Below are 16,374 nucleotides of genomic sequence, written 5' to 3' on the forward strand. Positions count from 1 at the left end.
GGCGCTGAAGCATTCATCGCCTGCCTGAGAAAATCTTAACTTCCATTCATGTTTGTCGTGAGCCGTGCGCGCTGCGAACGCTTTCGTAAGCACACGTCGGGGAAATTTGTCCCCAGCCTAAAAAAATTCTTGCGCAGCAGAATCAAAAGTCTTATTTCCAGCCTTGCCCAATTTCGCACGTGCCTGTGGTCGTGTGTCAGTCGGTAGGTATCCGGACAAGAGGCCGGACAGCCGCCAAGGGATGAAGAACCGAGGGTCGCTCCTGTTCGAGTGGCCAGCATCTCTCTCAAGAGATGCCGTTGAAGGTCCCTCCATCCTTTGCAACCGTGACTGGCAGCCGGAGGCGAACCGGCGCACCCCGCTCTCAACGGGGGACGCGACTTAAAGCAACGACGGATCGGGCTTTTTTGGTCTCTACCGGCATTCCACCGCCGGCGCGGGCTACTGAAAAGGCTTGTCCTTCATTGCCAGGTGAGCGGGCGGGAAAATTCCCAACCAATCCACGGCAGCACAATTCGGTTCTTGAGTTCGAGGCTTCGTCGCGTCTCCATCGTGCGACAACGCCAAAGCACTCACGTCCGAGATCAAATTTGAACGGGACCCGTCGCTGGGCCGTTTGGAGGGTGCTATGACCGAACGTATTCAGGAATTCCTGCGTAACCGCCGCAGCGAGGGCCAGGACACTGAGCCGTGCCTCGTCGTCGACCTCGAAGTCGTGCGCGACAACTACCAGACCTTTGCCAAGGCGCTGCCGGACAGCCGCGTGTTCTACGCGGTGAAGGCCAATCCGGCCCCCGAAGTGCTGTCGCTGCTCGCCTCCATGGGCTCCTGCTTCGACACCGCAACCGTTGCCGAAATCGAAATGGCGATGGCTGCCGGTGCGACGCCGGACCGCATCTCCTTTGGCAACACGATCAAGAAGGAGCGCGACATCGCGCGCGCCTTCGCGCTCGGCATTCGCCTGTTTGCGGTCGACTGCGCCGCCGAAGTCGAGAAGATCCGCGCGCTGCTCCCGGCGCAAAAGTGTTCTGCCGCATCCTCTATGACTGCGCCGGCGCCGAATGGCCGCTGTCGCGGAAGTTCGGCTGCGACCCGGAGATGGCGGTCGAGGTGCTCGACCTCGCCAAGCGTCTGGGGCTGGAGCCGGTCGGCATCTCGTTCCATGTCGGCTCTCAGCAGCGCAAGGTGAAGGCGTGGGACCGCGCGCTGGCGATGGCCTCGACGGTGTTCCGGGACTGCGCGGAGCGCGGGATCAACCTGTCCATGGTCAACATGGGCGGCGGCTTCCCGACCAAGTACCTCAAGGACGTTCCTCCGGTCCTGCAATACGGCCGGTCGATCTTCCGTGCGCTGCGCAAGCACTTCGGCAACCAGATCCCGGAGACCATCATCGAGCCGGGCCGCGGCATGGTCGGCAACGCCGGCATCATCGAGACCGAAGTCGTCCTGATCTCCAGGAAGAGCGACGAGGACGAGGTGCGCTGGGTGTATCTCGACATCGGTAAGTTCGGCGGGCTCGCCGAGACGATGGACGAGTCGATCCGCTACGCCATCCGCACGCCGCACGACGGCGCGGAGATGACGCCGTGCGTGCTCGCAGGCCCCACCTGCGATAGCGCCGACGTGCTGTACGAGAAGATGCCGTACCCGCTTCCGGTGACGCTCGAGATTGGCGACAAGCTGCTGATCGAAGGCACCGGGGCCTACACGTCGACTTACTCGTCGGTGGCGTTCAACGGCATCCCGCCGCTGCGGACCTACCACATCTGACGCCTCGTTAGAGGCTCGAATAACGGGAGCCGGTGCGCCGGCTCCCTCCCCTGCACATCCGAATTCAAGACAACGCTTCGCGGCTCGCCTGCCGTTGGAGCGGGGACTGACGTGCCATGACTGCTTTGCGGAAGACCCCTGCTGCCCTCATCTCCGATGCCGCTCCGTTCGCGATCCGCAGCGAGCGGGCCTCGGACGTCGCCGCGCGTGAGGCGCTGCTGGATGCCTGCTTTGGCGAAAACCGCCATATGCGCGCCTGCCAGCGCCTGCGCGACGGACGCGCGCCCGCCGAAGGCCTCAGCCTTTCGGCTGTGAGCAAGGGCCGGCTGGTCGGTACGTTGCGGTTGTGGCACGTCAGCGCCGGGGGCATCCCGGCGCTCATGCTCGGCCCGCTGGCGGTGGAGGCTTCCTCCCGCCAGCTCGGGGTCGGGGCTACGCTGATGGACCACGCGCTCGCGGCGGCGAAGGCGCGTGGCCATCGCGCGGTAGTCCTGCTGGGCGATGCGCCGTACTACGCCCGCTTCGGCTTCTCGGCCGCGAAGACCGGCGAGCTGTCGCTGCCGGGCGCCTTCGAGCGCGACCGGCTGCTCGGCCTGGAGTTTTGCGAAGGCGCGCTCGACGGCGCCTGCGGCATGATCGTTCCGACCGGTGCACGCTTGCCGAAAACAAAGGCAGTGCGGGCCAGGAAGACGAAGACCTTGCTCCTGCCGCGCGTGGCCTAAGGCCATGCCGGCAAACCTCCCCGTGCGCCCGCGCTGGCGCAGCGCCGTCACGACCGTCCTCCTGGTCATGATCTCGGTCATGATCGTCAGGGACATTCTCGTGCGTCGCTGGAGCGGCGGCGCGCCGCCGGCCTCCGACTTCACCCGGCACTCACGGTGACCTCGCCAGGGGTTGCGCGCGCCGGGGAAAAGCCCTTAAACCGCGCCCATCCCGCCGCCGGATCATTCCCAGGATCGTTCCCAAGATCGAGGTTCCGATGCCCCGCCGCCTGATTTCCACCGGCTCGCCGTTCGAGAAGACCGCCGGCTACAGCCGCGCCGTCATCGACGGCGATTTCGCCTTCGTCGCCGGCACCACCGGCTACGACTACGCCACCATGACGATGCCGGCGGATGTCACGAGCCAGTCACGGAACTGCTTCAGGACCATCGAGGCCGCCCTGAAAGAGGGCGGCTTCGCGATGGCCGATATTGTCCGCGCCACCTACTACATCACCGACCTCGCAGATGCGGACGCCTTCTTTGCGGTCTGCGGCGAGGTATTTGGCGAGATCCGCCCGGCCACAACGCTCCTCGTCGTCGCCGGGCTCTACAAGCCCGAGATGAAGATCGAGATCGAAGTGACGGCCAAGCGCCGCACCGCCTGATCCCTCCATTCCCACGAATTCTATTTCCGGAGACGAACTGATGAACGCGCTCGCAAAAATTCACGCGAAAGTCACTGGCCCCATCGTGATGATCGGCTTCGGTTCGATCGGCAAGGGCACGCTGCCCTTGATCGAGCGCCATTTCGACTATGACAAGTCGCGCTTCGTCATCATCGATCCGCATGAGGATGGCGAGCTCGCCAAGAAACACGGCGTGCGCTTCATCAATCAAGCCGTGACCCGCGACAATTATCGCGAGTTCCTGATCCCGCTGCTTACCGAGGGCGGCGGCCAGGGATTCTGCGTCAACCTGTCCGTCGACACCTCCTCGGTCGACATCATGACCATGTGCCGGGAGATCGGCGCGCTCTACATCGATACCGTGGTGGAGCCCTGGGCGGGTTTCTATTTCGACAAGAACATCGGTCCCGAAAAGCGCTCCAACTACGCCCTGCGCGAGACCTTGCTCGCCGCCAAGCACAAGAGTCCGGGCGGCACGACCGCTGTCTCCACCTGCGGTGCCAATCCCGGCATGGTATCCTGGTTCGTCAAGCAGGCGCTGCTCGACATCGCCCGCGACACCAACACGCCCTTCAACGAGCCGAAGAGCCGCGAGGGTTGGGGTCAGCTCGCGCAGAAGCTCGGCGTCAAAGGCATCCACATCGCCGAGCGCGACACCCAGCGCTCCAGGAATCCGAAGCCGATGAATGTGTTCGTCAACACCTGGTCGGTGGAAGGGTTCGTGTCCGAGGGCATGCAGCCGGCCGAGCTCGGCTGGGGCACGCATGAAAAATGGATGCCGGATAACGGCCGCCAGCATACCGAAGGCTGCGGTGCGGCGATCTATCTGCTGCAGCCGGGCGCCAACACCCGCGTGCGTTCATGGTGCCCGACGCCGGGGCCGCAATACGGCTTCCTCGTCACCCACAACGAGTCGATCTCGATTGCGGACTATTTCACGCTACGCGATGGCAACGAGGTGATCTATCGCCCGACCTGCCACTACGCCTACCACCCAGCCAACGACGCCGTGCTGTCGCTGCACGAGATTTTCGGCGCGACCGGCAAGATGCAGCCGAGCTGGCACATTCTGGACGAGCACGAGGTCGTCGACGGCATCGACGAGCTCGGCGTGCTGCTCTACGGCCACGGCAAGAACGCCTATTGGTACGGCTCGCAACTCTCGATCGAGGAGACCCGCCTCGTCGCGCCCTACCAGAACGCGACCGGCATGCAGGTGTCCTCGGCGGTGCTGGCCGGTATGGTATGGGCGCTGGAGAATCCCACCGCCGGGATCGTCGAGGCCGACGAAATGGATTTCCGCCGCTGCCTCGAAATTCAGATGCCGTATCTCGGCCCGGTGAAAGGCTTTTACACCGACTGGACGCCGCTGTCGGACCGGCCCGGCCTGTTCCCGGAGGATATCGACACGTCGGATCCCTGGCAGTTCAGGAACGTGCTGGTGCGGTAGCACCGCAACACAGGCGCTGCGGCTCCCGCTGCAGCGCACATTGTTCTTCCACGGCCTCGACCGGCGTAGAACTACGCACGGAAACCCGGCGCCGTGTAAACAGTCGATTAATCCAATCGCGCCATCCTGAAGGGTGAATTTCTGCGAGGGCCCTTGGGCCGTCGCCGCAGCTTTTGAGCGACGGCTCCAGTTGGAGCGACCAACATGCGCAGCATCATTGCCATCGTGCTGTCGGCGGCGGCACTGGCGTCGTGCACGCCCGAGAGCGGCAGCAATGCTGACGTCACGGGCTCGACCGACAATTGCGCGCGCAAGCTCTACAGCCAGTACAATCCCAAGGACAAGAAGCAGTGCGTCGCGGTGTGCATCGCCTGCGAGCGCGGCGTGGTGACGACCTGCTCGACCGCCTGCACGCTCCGGGGCGCGATCTGATCGTGCGGCGGCTCGCCCTTCACTTCCCCATGTAATCGAACGCGACCGTTCCGAGGCCGAGCGTCAGATCGGCCTTGAAATGCAGCGCGGAAACCACTTCGCGCACCGGGAGCCGCGCGACGTCGGCGAGCGCATGCGGGAAAAGGCCGAGCGCCGCGGGGCCGGTCCAGGCCTCCTTCAGCGTGATGTCTTCGAGATAATAGCGCACCAGCTCGCAAATCCGTGGGCTCCCGTCGACATGCGGGATGATCTTGAGCATGAAGTTCGGCGCCTTCATCGCCTTGAGCACCGCGTCGTGATCGACCGGGCGGTGCTTGTAGCCCATGGTGGCGGAGGCGCACAGCACCGAGCCGTAATGCAGCGTGCCGACAAGCACATCGCTCTCGACGGCGAGCTTCGGCGAGGCCAGTTTCTTGGGAAATCCCCAGAGCTCACGGCCGCCGGCGATCGGCCCCTCGTCGTCCAGATACATCGAATGAACGTAGATGCCCTCCTCGCCCTTGAAACGAACCGGGATGACCTGGCCGGTCTCGGTGTAATCGCCGAAGCCGGTCGAGTCAGGCATGCGGATGAATTCGTATTTGACGACGGCCTCCGCGACTTCGAGCGGCTCGGGCACCACGGCGGCAAGCGCCTCAGGGTCGGTACGATAGGTGATGACGAAAAATTCGCGGTTGAAGAAACGGTACGGTCCCGGCGGGAACGACGGGTTGGTCAGCGGCATCGAATAGGCGGTTCGCCTGACGTCATCGATCTTCATCGCTTGCCCCTTTTGTCATCTGCACTGAGATTATGGAGCAGACGATGACAGCGAGCGAGGCTGAAGAATCGGCACAACGTCACGATGCCGTCATAACAGTCAGACGACGCCGCCGAGATAGAGCCGCTTGACGATATCGTTGGCCTTCAATTCATCGACCGACTGCGCAGCCACCGCGATCTCGCCGTGAACGATGATGTAGCCGCGGTCGGCGATCCGGATCGCCTGGTTGAAATTCTGCTCCGCCATCAGCACCGTCAGACCGACGCGCTGCTTGAGCTCGCCGATCTTGGCAATGGTCTGCGACACGAGTAGCGGCGACAGCCCGACCGACGGCTCGTCGATCAAGAGCAGCCGCGGCGACGACATCAGCGCGCGCGCAATCGCCAGCATCTGCTGCTGTCCGCCGGACATGGTGCCGGCGAGCTGGCTGCGCCGCTCCTTCAGCACCGGAAAGGTGTCGAAGACGAGCGCGAGATTCTGCTGGATGGCGTTGCGGGCCATTTTCCTGAATGCGCCGAGCATCAGGTTTTCCGTCACCGTCAGCTTGGGAAACAGCCGCCGCCCCTCCGGCACCAGCGCCACGCCGAGATCGACGATCGCCTCGGGCGAGAGCTTTGTGAGGTCATGCGCCACGCCGTCGATCGACAGCGCAAGCCGGCCGCTATCCGGGCGCACCAGGCCCATGACGCACTTCATCAGCGTGCTCTTGCCGTTGCCGTTGGTGCCGAGCAACGCCACCGTCTCGCCGGCCTCGACATGCAGCGTGACGCCGCGCAGCGCCTTGACGGCCCCGTAGCCGGCATCGAGGCCTTCGATGGCAAGGCTAAGTGCCAAGATAGGCCTCCTGCACCCGCTTGTTGGCCATCACCTCGCTGGGCGAGCCGAGCGCGATGATTCTTCCGGCGTCGAGACACATCACCCGCTCCGAAAAGCGCATCACCGCCTGCATGATATGCTCGATCATGATGATGGTGATGTCTTCCTCGCCAAGGCTGATCAGGAGGTCGAGCACCTCGTCGACCTCGGAAGACGACAGCCCGGCCATCGCCTCGTCGGAAATCAGAAGCTTCGGCCGCACCGCCATCGCGCGCGCAAGCTCCATCTTGCGCAGTTCGACCTGGCTCAGCGTATCGCTCGGAGCGTCCGCCTTCGAGGCAAGCCCCATCCGCGTCAGGATCGACATCGCGGCCTCTTCCTCCGGAAGATTGGAAGTGGCGGCGGTGAAGTCGAGCCCGACCATGAGGTTTTCGAGCACCGTCATGCTCTTGAACGGCCGTGGAATCTGGAAGCTGCGGGCGATGCCGCGGCGCGCGCGTAAGTGCGGCGGCAATTGGGTGATGTCCTCGCCGCAAAAAATCACGTTGCCGGCCTGCGGGCGCAGCGCGCCCGAAATGCAGTTGATCAGCGTCGTCTTGCCCGAGCCGTTCGGCCCGATCAGGCCGAACCGTTCGCCTTGCCGGATATCGACGCTGATATTGTCGAGCGCGGTGAAGCCGCCGAAGGTCTTTGTCAGAGTCCCCACCTGCAGCAGGGGTGCATCGGCGGCTGCTGTATTCATTGCTTGCCCCCGCGCGCAGACGATAGCGCGGCCGCAACAGCCCGATGATGCCCTTCGGCGCGCCGACCACGAACAGCACCAGCATGATGCCGAGCACCAGCACGTTGACCTCCGAGGAGATGGTCACCGCGAGAAGCTGTTGCGTCGAGCCGAGCAGGATGGCCCCTAACACCGGGCCGATCCAGTGCGCGGTGCCGCCGATCAACGCCATTGCCAACGCCGAGACCGAGTAGCTCAGGTTGAACGCCGAGGATGGATCGGCATATTGCAGGTACATCGCGGCGGGCGCGCCGGCCGCGGAGATCAGCGCGCCCGAGATCATGCAGGCGATCAGTTTCAGCTTCAGGGTCGGCACACCGGTGCATTCGGCGGCGAGCTCGTCGTCCCTGAGCGCCTGCAGGCCGCGGCCGATCCGGGAATTCTGGACGTAGCGCGCGATCGCAATGGCGATGACGACCAGGACGGCCTGCACGAAAAACAGCATCTTCACATAGCTGTCGAACGGCGCCGTCACCGGCGGCCGCTGGATCTGGATGCCGGCCGCGCCGCCGACGAACCGCCAGTTCATCACAAAGGTCTCGATGATGATCGCTAGCGCAATCGTGGCGATCGAGAAGAAGATGCCGCGCATCCGCAAAGTGAGAAGGCCAACGCCAAAACCGAGCGTCATGCCGACGACGGCGGCGGCTGCGATCTGCACCACGAGCGGCGCGCCTGTCGCCTTGAACAGCGCTACCGCCGTGTAGACCCCGACGCCGAAAAAGGCGTTGGTGCCGAAATTGACGTAACCGGCGTAGCCGCCGAGGATGCTCCAGGCAACCGCAAGCGCGATGAACTGCAGGATGACATAGCCGGCAAAAAACGGATACTCGTTGCGGACGATCTGCGTCATCGACAGCACGGCGACCAGGAAGACGGCGACGGCGGCCCAGAATGCGATGCTGTGGCTGCGCTTGTTCATCGGCCGAGCAGACCTTGCGGCCGGACGGCGAGCACGCCGAGCAGCATTGCGAACGAGATCGCCGGCGCCCAGGAGGCACCGAACAACGTCAGCACGATGGATTCGGCGACGCCGAGGATGATGGCGGCAATCAGCGTGCCGCTGATGCTGCCGAGCCCGGCCATGACGACGACGCAGAAGGTCCGCCCGATATAGGCGCGATCGAGCGTCGGCTCGACCGGCGCCACGATGATCAGGAGCGCGCCGGCGATGCCGAGCACGGCGGTGGCGATGCCGAAGGCAAATTGCTTGATGCGGACCGGATTGGCGCCCATCAGCCGCAGCGCCTCCTCGTCCTGCGCGACCGCGCGGATCGCGCGGCCCATGAAGGTTTTCGACAGATACACAGCAAGCAGCACCGTCAGCGCCAGCGCCACTACGAACGCCACCAGTTGCCGGATCGGTATCCGAAACTCGCCGAACCGCCACGACTTGCCGATATAGGTCGCGGAAACCGAGCGCTGGTCGACGCCGAATTGCAGGATGATCAGCACCTCGATGATGAAGGCGATGCCGAAGAAGAACGCGATGCCGCGGACGGCGGCATCGCTGCCGCGCCGCTCGAAGGTTTCGTAATAAACGCGGTAGGCCAGCAGGCCGAACACGAAGAACAGCGGCGTGATGGCGAGGCCCGCCAGCAACGGGTCGATGTCATAGCTCTCGTTGAGCTGGTACACGCCATAGGACGCCAGCACCAGGAACGCCGGATGCGCGACGTGGGGAACGTCGAGCAAGCCGAACGAGACGGACAGGCCGACGCTGACGGCTGCATAGAAACAGCCGAGCAGCACGCCGAGCACTACTGCTCCAAGCAGCAGGTCCATCGAAAACAATTCAAGTCCCCCCTTGGCCCTGAGCCGGAAAAGCCACGAGGCCTAATTTCGGGCAGCCTCGAAGGGAGCGATGAGCTCTCCGGTTTTCAATTTATCAGGAAATAGAATCACCTGCTTGCCGGAGGAGCGGAACTGTTCGATATCCTTGTCCTTTACGCCGCGGAACTGGGCCTGCAGTGTCGCGGTTTCCTTGCGCTCGCCATCGGCCGAAAACGCGATCGGCCCGACGATGGTCTTGTGCTCGTTCTCGCGCAGGTATTTGGCGATGCCCTTCTGGTCGAGCGACTTGGTCGCGCCGACCGCCGCCTCGATCATCTGGCCCATCGCATAGCCGAACGGCGCCAGATAGTAGCCGAGCGGATCGACCTTGGCCTCGACGGCGCGCTTGGTGTACTTGTCGAAAAATTCCTTGGTGCCGTCAAAATACATGCTCTTTTCCGGCAGCCAGGTATTGTAATTCACGACGCCGTTGAGCAGCGAGCCGAGGTTCGACATCACAGCGGCAAATTGCAGGCCGACCATGCCGCCGCCGAAAATCTTGACGCTGTCGCCGATCCCGATCTCGTTCACGGCACGCAGGATGCCGGCCGAATCCGGCGGATAGGACGCGACATAGACGATGTCGGGCTTGGCCGCCTTCAACGCGCGAATGATGGACGAAAATTCCACCGTGTTCGGCGGGTAGACCTGGTCGAAAACGATCGGCATGTTGCGCTTCTTGGCGACGTCCCGCGCGGTAAGCGCGAGGTTCTGCGCGAATTCCTGATCCGCCGTTAACAGCGCCATGTTCTTGCCGCCGGCCTTTTGCGCCAGGTCGAGGAACGAAGCCGCCCAGCTATCGGCCGGCCCCCAGGGTGCATTGTTGAACCACATGTCGTGACCGACCTTGCTGTTCACCTGGAATGAGAAATTTCCCATCAGCAGGAGGCCGCGCTGCTTGACGAACGGCATGATCGGCGCGGTCGGTACCGTCGCATAGGGCGCGAACAGCAGGTCGACCTTGTCGACATCGACCAGCTTGGCGTAGATCGCGGGCGTCTCCGATGCGCTCGACTTGTCGTCATAGACGACCAGTTCGACCTTGCGGCCGAGCAGCCCACCCTTGGCATTGACGTCGTCGCGCCAGATCTCGATGCCGAGCAACGACGCCTTGCCGCCGCCAGCGAGGCCGCCGGTCTGCGGCATCGACATGCCGATCTTGATCGGCGGCTGCTGGGCAAGAGCGCTCGATCCGTGCCCTACCACCGCGACGGCCATTGCGCCGCCCAGGAATGTTCTGCGTTTCATCGATTCCCCCTTATGTCGTTTATGTCATTGCATTCTGCGTCCGCCGGATCTTCGCCCGGCTGCGGTGAAGTGGATCGCGTCAGTCTCGGGCTAGCCGCCGGCACCCGCCGGGGCATGTTCGCTTTTGGCTTGTTTCATGATCGCCGACGGATCGGCGCCGACGCGCCCGCTGGTCTTGTCGGCGGCGCTTTCGCGCGACAACCGCATGTCGAAGCGGATGCTCGGCATGCCCTTGATCGGGCAGTCCGGATCATTGGCCACGACGTCGACGGCAAGATCGCCGGACGAGCCGAACACGACATCATCGGCCAGATGAGGATCGTCACGCAGATAGAGCGCCGTGACCAGTTCGCGATAGCCGGAGGCGCCGACCAGGAAGTGAATATGTGCCGGCCGCATGCCATGCCGCGCCTGCGCCTTCACCATCGCGCCGACCGGGCCATCCATCGGGATCGAATAGCCGAGCGGCTTGACGGTGCGCAGCACATAGAGGCCATCGGCATCGGTGGCGAACACACCGCGGTAATCGACCGAGGTCGCGCTGGCCTGGATGTCATAGAGGCCATCAGCGCCGGTCTGCCAGATCGAGACGGTGGCGCCCGCGACCGGTTTGCCCGCGGCATCGGTGACGCGGCCATACAACACGTACTCGCTGCCGGGCTTCGGGTTCTTGGCGATCGAACTGCCGGCTGCAAGCGTCGGCGTGGCCTCGCGGTAGAACGGGCCGAGCAGGCTGGTGTGGGTGGCTTCCTCGAGCGCGGTCGCGTCGTGCAGTCCGTTGACGAGCGCCGAGAGGCCGAGCGTGTCGGACAGCAGGATGAATTCCTGCCGTTCCGGCGAACACATCTTGCCGGCGGCAGTCATGAATTCGATGCCCTTGATCCATTCCGCGGGCGTCAGGTTGACCTCGCGGGCGAAGGCATGGAGATGTTTTACCGCCGACGCCATGATCTCCTTCAGGCGAGGGTCTGGCGTCGTCGCCATCTGGTCGAGCACGGCGTCCGTGATCGTTTCCGGCGTTAACTCACGCATGCGTCACTCCCTGAGCTGCCGGCCGTTATTCGACCTACCGGCTGTTTTGCAGCAAGCCTAACCGCTTGTTGGGGATCAACACAAGGCGTTCGAAGGCGAGGCGCGCGCCCTCTCCTGCGAATTGATACGGGCGAATAGGTCACATGGCCCACACATTCGCGCATCAAACGAGCGCGGCAGGGCCTCAGCCCACGATTTTGCGATTGCACAATCGGCGCAACGGCAGGGGGATCATTTTTCCTTTTCGCGGATCGGCGGCGCGGTCTTCTCTGCCGGCGCCGGCGGCAGCGCGGGCTGAGCGCCCGACTTCTGCGCATCTGGGTCTGGACGGGCCGGCTGCGGCGGAATGTCTGATGGCCTTTGCCCGGTCGTGCCGGGTTCGGACGGCGCGGGCGGCGCAGGCGGTTTGGTTTCCGCGTCGGGCGTCGATTGCGTCGGCGGTGTCGCCTGCGCGACGTGCTGTGAATCGCGCGCAACGATCTCGGTCAGCGACAGCGCCGAAATGATTAGCCCGACCGCGATCAGCGTGGACGCGCCCAGCATTTCCCTTCGGTATTTGCGTAGACGGGCATCGGCCGGCATATCGTTCGACCCACAAATGGTTCGTGGGCTCAACGGCCGGCAAGGCGCATAGTTCCGCGGGGAACCTGTTTGGTAGCCAGTCCGGGACGCCTAGAATTCGGAAGATACAGATCTTAAGCCGTGTTTCCGATTGAGTTACCGCCCATTTCTTCGCCAGAGCCACGCATAAGGCTCCGGGCCGCGACTGGCGGCGCCCCAAGGAAAAAACGCGGAAGAGGATAGCGAAATGACTGAACGAATTTCGTTAGCAGGGAAGGTCGCGGTTGTGACTGGAGCAGGCCGCGGGCTGGGGCGGGCACACGTCGAACTTCTCGCCGAACGCGGTGCCCGGGTCGTGGTTAACGACCTGGGGACCGACGTATCGGGGTTCGGGAAGGACTCCACGATAGCGGAACAGGTGGCCGACCTCATTCGGTCCCGTGGCGGCGAGGCAATCGCGAACGACAGCGATGTTTCCACCCCTGAAGGTGGCAGTGACCTGATCACGACGACCATCGAGCATTTCGGGAGAATAGACCTTCTCGTGAACAACGCTGGTATCCTCGGAAGCCAGCTATTCGAGGACGCCACCCTTGACGATTTCGATCACTATTGGCGCGTGCACCTCGGCGGGCCGGTCAACGCGGTGAAGGCTGCCTGGCCGTATATGGTCGCACAGCGCTATGGGAAGATCATTCTCACGACGTCAGTCAGCGGGCTGTTCGGACTACGTGGCCAAGCCACCTATGCGGCGGCCAAGTGCGCAGTAGTCGGATTGATGCGCATTCTTGCACTAGAAGGCGCTGAGCACGGGATTCTCGTGAACACCATTTCGCCAATCGCGTACACGAGGATGCACCCGGCCGCAGGATCGCGCTTGTCTGAAGCAGATGGAAGAGCCGCCATGCCGGTTGAGGCCGTTGCGCCAGCGATCGTCTGGCTGGCAAGCGATAGTTGTTCGGAGACGAACCGCATCTACAATGTGGGAGCCGGAGCAGTTCAACGTATCGCTATCGTCATGGGACCTGGCTTCTACGATCCACATCTGACCCCCGAGAGCATCGCCGAGAACTACGCAAAGGTCGAATCGATCGAGGGCTTCTCCGAACCTGGTCCGTTCGAGCCCAGTGGGGCGTAGACACAGACACCTGCAACGGCGAAACGATGAGACGTCGATTGGTGGTTACAGCGGCAAACGACGAGTGCTCGCGACTCTCCTACTCAGCAATGTCGTCGGGCCAGCCGCTCATGCAACTCGGCTCGGGTGACGCAACGGGCACGGACCGGTGTCAGGCGGTCGTTTTCTAGAATTCCAGCATCCCGGCGTCGCCGTCCTCGGTGCCGAAGGCCAGCAACGTGCCCTTCGCGTTCCAGGCCAGCGCCGAGACCGGCTCGCTGCCGTTGCGGCGCACCAGAATTTCCGCGCCGTCCTCGAGCCGCACGATCAGCACGGTGCCGTCACTATAGCCTGCGGCCATGATGTCCTGCTTCGGATGACAGGCCACCATGGAAACGCGCGCCTGCAGCGGCGCCAGCATCGCAGGCTCCTTGCCCATCGGACCGTCCTTGCTGGCGAACGGCCAGATGATCACGCTGTCCGCACCCGACGTGGCGAGCCCCTTGCCGCCCGCGCTCCACGACATAGAGCGGACGCGGCCGGGATAGCCGCTCATCCGCATGTGCCTGTTATCGGCAAGCCGCCAGCCATGCAGCGCCGGCTCATGCATCGCGGTGACCAGGAATTTGTTGTCGGGGCTGAAGGTGACGGCGAGATGCGAGCCGGCCCATTCCAAAAATTCCGGCTTCGCCGCCATGTTGGGAAACCACAGCGTCACGCCATTGTAGTGGGCGACCGCCACGCGCAGGCCCTTTGGCGCGAAGGCGAGGCCGCCGACGGTCGACGGCGCGTCAAAAGTCTTTTCCTCGCCCTTGCCGCTGCGGACGAACGCCGTCTTGCCAGCCGACCAGGCAAACGCGCCATCGGAATGCAGCGCGACATTGTCGATCCAGCGCCGTTTGGCGTCGGTCGCAAGCACCGACGTCTCACTCTTTGCATTCAATGCAACGAGCTTACCGTCGTCGCCACCGGTGACGACACGCTTGCCATCGGACGCGGTGCAGAGGATGGCGCCGCCGTGCACGACCACATGGGAGATTTCTCCGGTGGCATCGGCGATTGCGACTTTTTCCTCGGCACAGACGAAGGCGGCGCGCTCGCCGAGGAAATGCAGGGCGGAGACGGGAGCACCGACCGCGACGGATTTCACGCGGTCGGTCAGGGATGCAATGGTGAGCTGTTCGGAAGACATGATTTCCGTCTCACGCAGCAATGCAGCTTTCGAAACCTTCGCGGATCGTCTTTTCCGGCAACTCGCGGCCGATAAAGACGACGCGGCTTTCGCGCGGCTCGCCTTCCTTCCACTTCCGCTGATGATCGCCTTCCAGCATCATGTGCACACCCTGGAACACATAACGGTCGTCGTCGTCGGTGAAGGAGAGGACGCCCTTCGAGCGCAGGATCTTCTGGCCCTCGGTGGCGACGAGGTTTTGCAGCCACGGCATGAATTTGGTCGGGTCGAGCGGCTTGTCCGACCGCAGCGACAGCGATTGCATGTCCTCGTCGTGGTAGTGCTTCAATCCGCCATGGCTGTGGCTGTGATCGTTGTGATGATGGCCATGATGGTGATCATGATCGTGATGGTGATGATCCTCGCCGGCGTCGAGGAATTCCGGCTCGATCTCCAGAATGCGATCGAGATCGAACGCGCCGCGCTCCAGCACGTCCGATAGCGCGACCTTGCATCGCTCGGTGCGATGCAGCTTTGCATATGGATTGATGCCGCGAATTCGGGCCTCGACTTCAGCCAATTCCGGTTTGGAGACGAGATCGGTCTTGTTCAGCACGATGACGTCGGCAAACGCAATCTGGTTCTTGGCTTCCGGCGCATCCTTGAGACGATCGCTCAGCCATTTGGCGTCCGCCACGGTGACGACCGCATCGAGCCGCGCGTTCTTCTGGACGTCTTCGTCGACGAAGAAGGTTTGCGCCACCGGTGCCGGATCGGCGAGCCCCGTGGTCTCGACGATGATGGCGTCGAACTTGCCCTTGCGCTTCATCAGGCCGTCCATGATGCGGACGAGGTCGCCGCGCACGGTGCAGCAGATGCAGCCATTGTTCATCTCGAACACTTCCTCATCGGCGCCGATGATGAGGTCGTTGTCGATGCCGATCTCGCCGAACTCGTTGACAATGACGGCGTACTTCTTGCCGTGGTTTTCCGACAGGATGCGGTTGAGCAGCGTGGTCTTGCCGGCGCCGAGATAGCCCGTCAGCACGGTCACTGGAATTTTTTGGGACGAAAGTTCAGACATAATGGCTCCGGAGCGGAAATGGTTTTGCGCACCGGCAGCAGGGAGGCCCCTGCCCTATGGGCTCAGCGCGCTGGTCAGGGCCTTTATATTGTGCCTGACCATCGCAATGTAAGTGGGAGAATCACCCTTTTCGCCGGTCAAGCTGTCGGAATAGAGCGTTCCGCCGACCCTGGCACCGGTCTCGGCCGATATCCGGCTCATCAGGCGGGGATCGCTGATATTTTCGAGAAAAACTGCCGGTATTTTGGTCGCCCTGATCTGGGTGATGATCTTTGCGACATCGCGGGCACTGGCCTCGGATTCGGTCGATACGCCGACCGGCGCAATGAATTCGATGCCATAGGCAGCGGCGAAGTAACCGAACGCGCCGTGGGTCGAGATCACCTTGCGGCGGCCTTCCGGAATTTTGGCGACCGTCTCGCGCACTTCGCGATCCAGTGCATCGAGTTGCGCCAGATAGGCGCCGGCGTTGGACTTGAAGATTTCGGCACTGGCGGAATCGGCGGCCACCAGCGCGTCGCGGATATTGGCCACGTAGATCTTGGCGTTGGCGACCGATTGCCAGGCATGCGGATCGGCTACCGAGCCGAGCTTGAGCGGCGTAATGCCGGTAGTCGCGGTTACGACGGTCGCCTTTCCGCCGGCGGATTTGACGAGCCGCGACAACCAGCCCTCGAACCCAAGACCATTGACGAACACAAGCTTTGCACCCGCAACCCGTTTGGCATCCGAGGGCGCCGGCACATAAACATGCGCATCGCCGTCGGGCCCGACCAGCGTCGTGACCTCGACACGATCGCCGCCGACCTGGCGGACGAAATCGCCGATGATTGAGAAGCTCGCAACGACGTTGAGGCGATCCTCGGCGCGGGCCGGGCCTGCGACCGCGAGCATGGCGAGAGCGATAAGCCAGTACCGGATCATGA

16 protein-coding genes and 2 pseudogenes are annotated in these 16,374 nt (G+C 63.2%); 7 read left to right on the forward strand and 11 right to left on the reverse strand.

The genetic code is table 11. The features are described from left to right. The first annotated feature begins 628 nt into the window (after nt 1-628). From ACFXS9_RS29205 to ACFXS9_RS29230, 6 genes and pseudogenes are all read left to right on the forward strand, one after another. Nucleotides 629-1,770 (forward strand): annotated as a pseudogene (locus tag ACFXS9_RS29205) (type III PLP-dependent enzyme). A 116-nt stretch (nt 1,771-1,886) separates the two neighbouring features. Beyond that, nucleotides 1,887-2,492, forward strand: a complete 606-nt coding sequence (locus ACFXS9_RS29210; RefSeq protein WP_392694809.1) for a GNAT family N-acetyltransferase — start codon at nt 1,887-1,889, stop codon at nt 2,490-2,492. Nucleotides 2,493-2,496: 4 nt separating this feature from the next. Next, the gene (locus ACFXS9_RS29215; protein ID WP_392694811.1) at nt 2,497-2,652 is read left to right on the forward strand and encodes a hypothetical protein; all 156 of its coding nucleotides are present in this window, start codon (nt 2,497-2,499) and stop codon (nt 2,650-2,652) included. Between the two features lie 97 nt (nt 2,653-2,749). Further along, nucleotides 2,750-3,139 (forward strand): RidA family protein, encoded by a 390-nt coding sequence (locus ACFXS9_RS29220; RefSeq protein WP_392694813.1) that lies wholly within the window; start codon nt 2,750-2,752, stop codon nt 3,137-3,139. A 40-nt stretch (nt 3,140-3,179) separates the two neighbouring features. Further along, nucleotides 3,180-4,610, forward strand: a complete 1,431-nt coding sequence (locus ACFXS9_RS29225; protein WP_392694815.1) for a homospermidine synthase — start codon at nt 3,180-3,182, stop codon at nt 4,608-4,610. Nucleotides 4,611-4,814: 204 nt separating this feature from the next. Then, nucleotides 4,815-5,042 carry a hypothetical protein gene (locus ACFXS9_RS29230; RefSeq protein WP_392694817.1) on the forward strand — a complete coding sequence of 76 codons (228 nt, stop codon included), beginning with the start codon at nt 4,815-4,817 and terminating at the stop codon, nt 5,040-5,042. 19 nt (nt 5,043-5,061) lie between these two features. On the opposite strand, the gene ACFXS9_RS29235 is transcribed toward ACFXS9_RS29230, so the two are convergent. The 8 genes and pseudogenes from ACFXS9_RS29235 to ACFXS9_RS29270 all read right to left on the reverse strand — a co-directional run bounded on the left by ACFXS9_RS29235 (nt 5,062) and on the right by ACFXS9_RS29270 (nt 12,058). Then, entirely contained in the window at nt 5,062-5,802 is a 741-nt protein-coding gene (locus ACFXS9_RS29235) for an acetoacetate decarboxylase (protein ID WP_392694819.1), read from the reverse strand. Between the two features lie 99 nt (nt 5,803-5,901). Further along, nucleotides 5,902-6,639, reverse strand: a complete 738-nt coding sequence (locus ACFXS9_RS29240; protein WP_392694822.1) for an ABC transporter ATP-binding protein — start codon at nt 6,637-6,639, stop codon at nt 5,902-5,904. Further along, on the reverse strand, nt 6,629-7,363 hold the full coding sequence (locus ACFXS9_RS29245; RefSeq protein WP_392694824.1) for an ABC transporter ATP-binding protein: 735 nt from the start codon (nt 7,361-7,363) through the stop codon (nt 6,629-6,631). The genes ACFXS9_RS29240 and ACFXS9_RS29245 overlap by 11 nt, the downstream gene beginning before the upstream one ends. A gap of 130 nt (nt 7,364-7,493) precedes the next feature. After that, nucleotides 7,494-8,324 (reverse strand): annotated as a pseudogene (locus tag ACFXS9_RS29250) (branched-chain amino acid ABC transporter permease); the annotation flags it as partial. Beyond that, on the reverse strand, nt 8,321-9,187 hold the full coding sequence (locus ACFXS9_RS29255) for a branched-chain amino acid ABC transporter permease (protein WP_392700075.1): 867 nt from the start codon (nt 9,185-9,187) through the stop codon (nt 8,321-8,323). The pseudogene ACFXS9_RS29250 and the gene ACFXS9_RS29255, both read right to left, overlap by 4 nt. 51 nt (nt 9,188-9,238) lie before the next feature. Further along, nucleotides 9,239-10,483 carry an amino acid ABC transporter substrate-binding protein gene (locus ACFXS9_RS29260; protein WP_392694826.1) on the reverse strand — a complete coding sequence of 415 codons (1,245 nt, stop codon included), beginning with the start codon at nt 10,481-10,483 and terminating at the stop codon, nt 9,239-9,241. 90 nt (nt 10,484-10,573) lie between these two features. Then, the gene (locus tag ACFXS9_RS29265) at nt 10,574-11,515 is read right to left on the reverse strand and encodes a dioxygenase (RefSeq protein WP_392694829.1); all 942 of its coding nucleotides are present in this window, start codon (nt 11,513-11,515) and stop codon (nt 10,574-10,576) included. 231 nt (nt 11,516-11,746) lie between these two features. Further along, complete coding sequence (locus tag ACFXS9_RS29270) at nt 11,747-12,058, reverse strand: hypothetical protein (protein WP_392694832.1); 312 nt, start codon at nt 12,056-12,058, stop codon at nt 11,747-11,749. 265 nt (nt 12,059-12,323) lie between these two features. Between ACFXS9_RS29270 and ACFXS9_RS29275 the strand changes: the two genes are divergently transcribed. After that, the gene (locus tag ACFXS9_RS29275; protein ID WP_392694835.1) at nt 12,324-13,214 is read left to right on the forward strand and encodes an SDR family NAD(P)-dependent oxidoreductase; all 891 of its coding nucleotides are present in this window, start codon (nt 12,324-12,326) and stop codon (nt 13,212-13,214) included. Between the two features lie 166 nt (nt 13,215-13,380). On the opposite strand, the gene ACFXS9_RS29280 is transcribed toward ACFXS9_RS29275, so the two are convergent. Genes ACFXS9_RS29280 through ACFXS9_RS29290 form a run of 3 tightly spaced genes read right to left on the reverse strand, consistent with a single transcriptional unit; the run spans nt 13,381 to nt 16,372 of the window. After that, nucleotides 13,381-14,385 carry a WD40 repeat domain-containing protein gene (locus ACFXS9_RS29280; RefSeq protein ID WP_392694838.1) on the reverse strand — a complete coding sequence of 335 codons (1,005 nt, stop codon included), beginning with the start codon at nt 14,383-14,385 and terminating at the stop codon, nt 13,381-13,383. Nucleotides 14,386-14,395: 10 nt separating this feature from the next. Further along, a complete protein-coding gene (locus ACFXS9_RS29285; protein ID WP_392694841.1) occupies nt 14,396-15,448 on the reverse strand; it encodes a CobW family GTP-binding protein in 1,053 nt (350 codons plus the stop codon). A gap of 54 nt (nt 15,449-15,502) precedes the next feature. Then, a complete protein-coding gene (locus ACFXS9_RS29290) occupies nt 15,503-16,372 on the reverse strand; it encodes a metal ABC transporter substrate-binding protein (protein ID WP_392694844.1) in 870 nt (289 codons plus the stop codon). Nucleotides 16,373-16,374 lie beyond the last annotated feature (2 nt).

The organism is Bradyrhizobium sp. RDI18 (assembly GCF_043203335.1).
Lineage (GTDB): Bacteria > Pseudomonadota > Alphaproteobacteria > Rhizobiales > Xanthobacteraceae > Bradyrhizobium > Bradyrhizobium retamae.

Bases quoted from the DNA above. Each gene is read 5' to 3' on its own strand.
- ACFXS9_RS29210 (WP_392694809.1), top strand. From the start codon at position 1,887: ATGACTGCTTTGCGGAAGACCCCTGCTGCCCTCATCTCCGATGCCGCT.
- ACFXS9_RS29215 (WP_392694811.1), top strand. From the start codon at position 2,497: ATGCCGGCAAACCTCCCCGTGCGCCCGCGCTGGCGCAGCGCCGTCACG.
- ACFXS9_RS29220 (WP_392694813.1), top strand. From the start codon at position 2,750: ATGCCCCGCCGCCTGATTTCCACCGGCTCGCCGTTCGAGAAGACCGCC.
- ACFXS9_RS29225 (WP_392694815.1), top strand. From the start codon at position 3,180: ATGAACGCGCTCGCAAAAATTCACGCGAAAGTCACTGGCCCCATCGTG.
- ACFXS9_RS29230 (WP_392694817.1), top strand. From the start codon at position 4,815: ATGCGCAGCATCATTGCCATCGTGCTGTCGGCGGCGGCACTGGCGTCG.
- ACFXS9_RS29235 (WP_392694819.1), bottom strand. From the start codon at position 5,802: ATGAAGATCGATGACGTCAGGCGAACCGCCTATTCGATGCCGCTGACC.
- ACFXS9_RS29245 (WP_392694824.1), bottom strand. From the start codon at position 7,363: ATGAATACAGCAGCCGCCGATGCACCCCTGCTGCAGGTGGGGACTCTG.
- ACFXS9_RS29255 (WP_392700075.1), bottom strand. From the start codon at position 9,187: ATGGACCTGCTGCTTGGAGCAGTAGTGCTCGGCGTGCTGCTCGGCTGT.
- ACFXS9_RS29260 (WP_392694826.1), bottom strand. From the start codon at position 10,483: ATGAAACGCAGAACATTCCTGGGCGGCGCAATGGCCGTCGCGGTGGTA.
- ACFXS9_RS29265 (WP_392694829.1), bottom strand. From the start codon at position 11,515: ATGCGTGAGTTAACGCCGGAAACGATCACGGACGCCGTGCTCGACCAG.
- ACFXS9_RS29270 (WP_392694832.1), bottom strand. From the start codon at position 12,058: ATGCTGGGCGCGTCCACGCTGATCGCGGTCGGGCTAATCATTTCGGCG.
- ACFXS9_RS29275 (WP_392694835.1), top strand. From the start codon at position 12,324: ATGACTGAACGAATTTCGTTAGCAGGGAAGGTCGCGGTTGTGACTGGA.
- ACFXS9_RS29280 (WP_392694838.1), bottom strand. From the start codon at position 14,385: ATGTCTTCCGAACAGCTCACCATTGCATCCCTGACCGACCGCGTGAAA.
- ACFXS9_RS29285 (WP_392694841.1), bottom strand. From the start codon at position 15,448: ATGTCTGAACTTTCGTCCCAAAAAATTCCAGTGACCGTGCTGACGGGC.
- ACFXS9_RS29290 (WP_392694844.1), bottom strand. From the start codon at position 16,372: ATGATCCGGTACTGGCTTATCGCTCTCGCCATGCTCGCGGTCGCAGGC.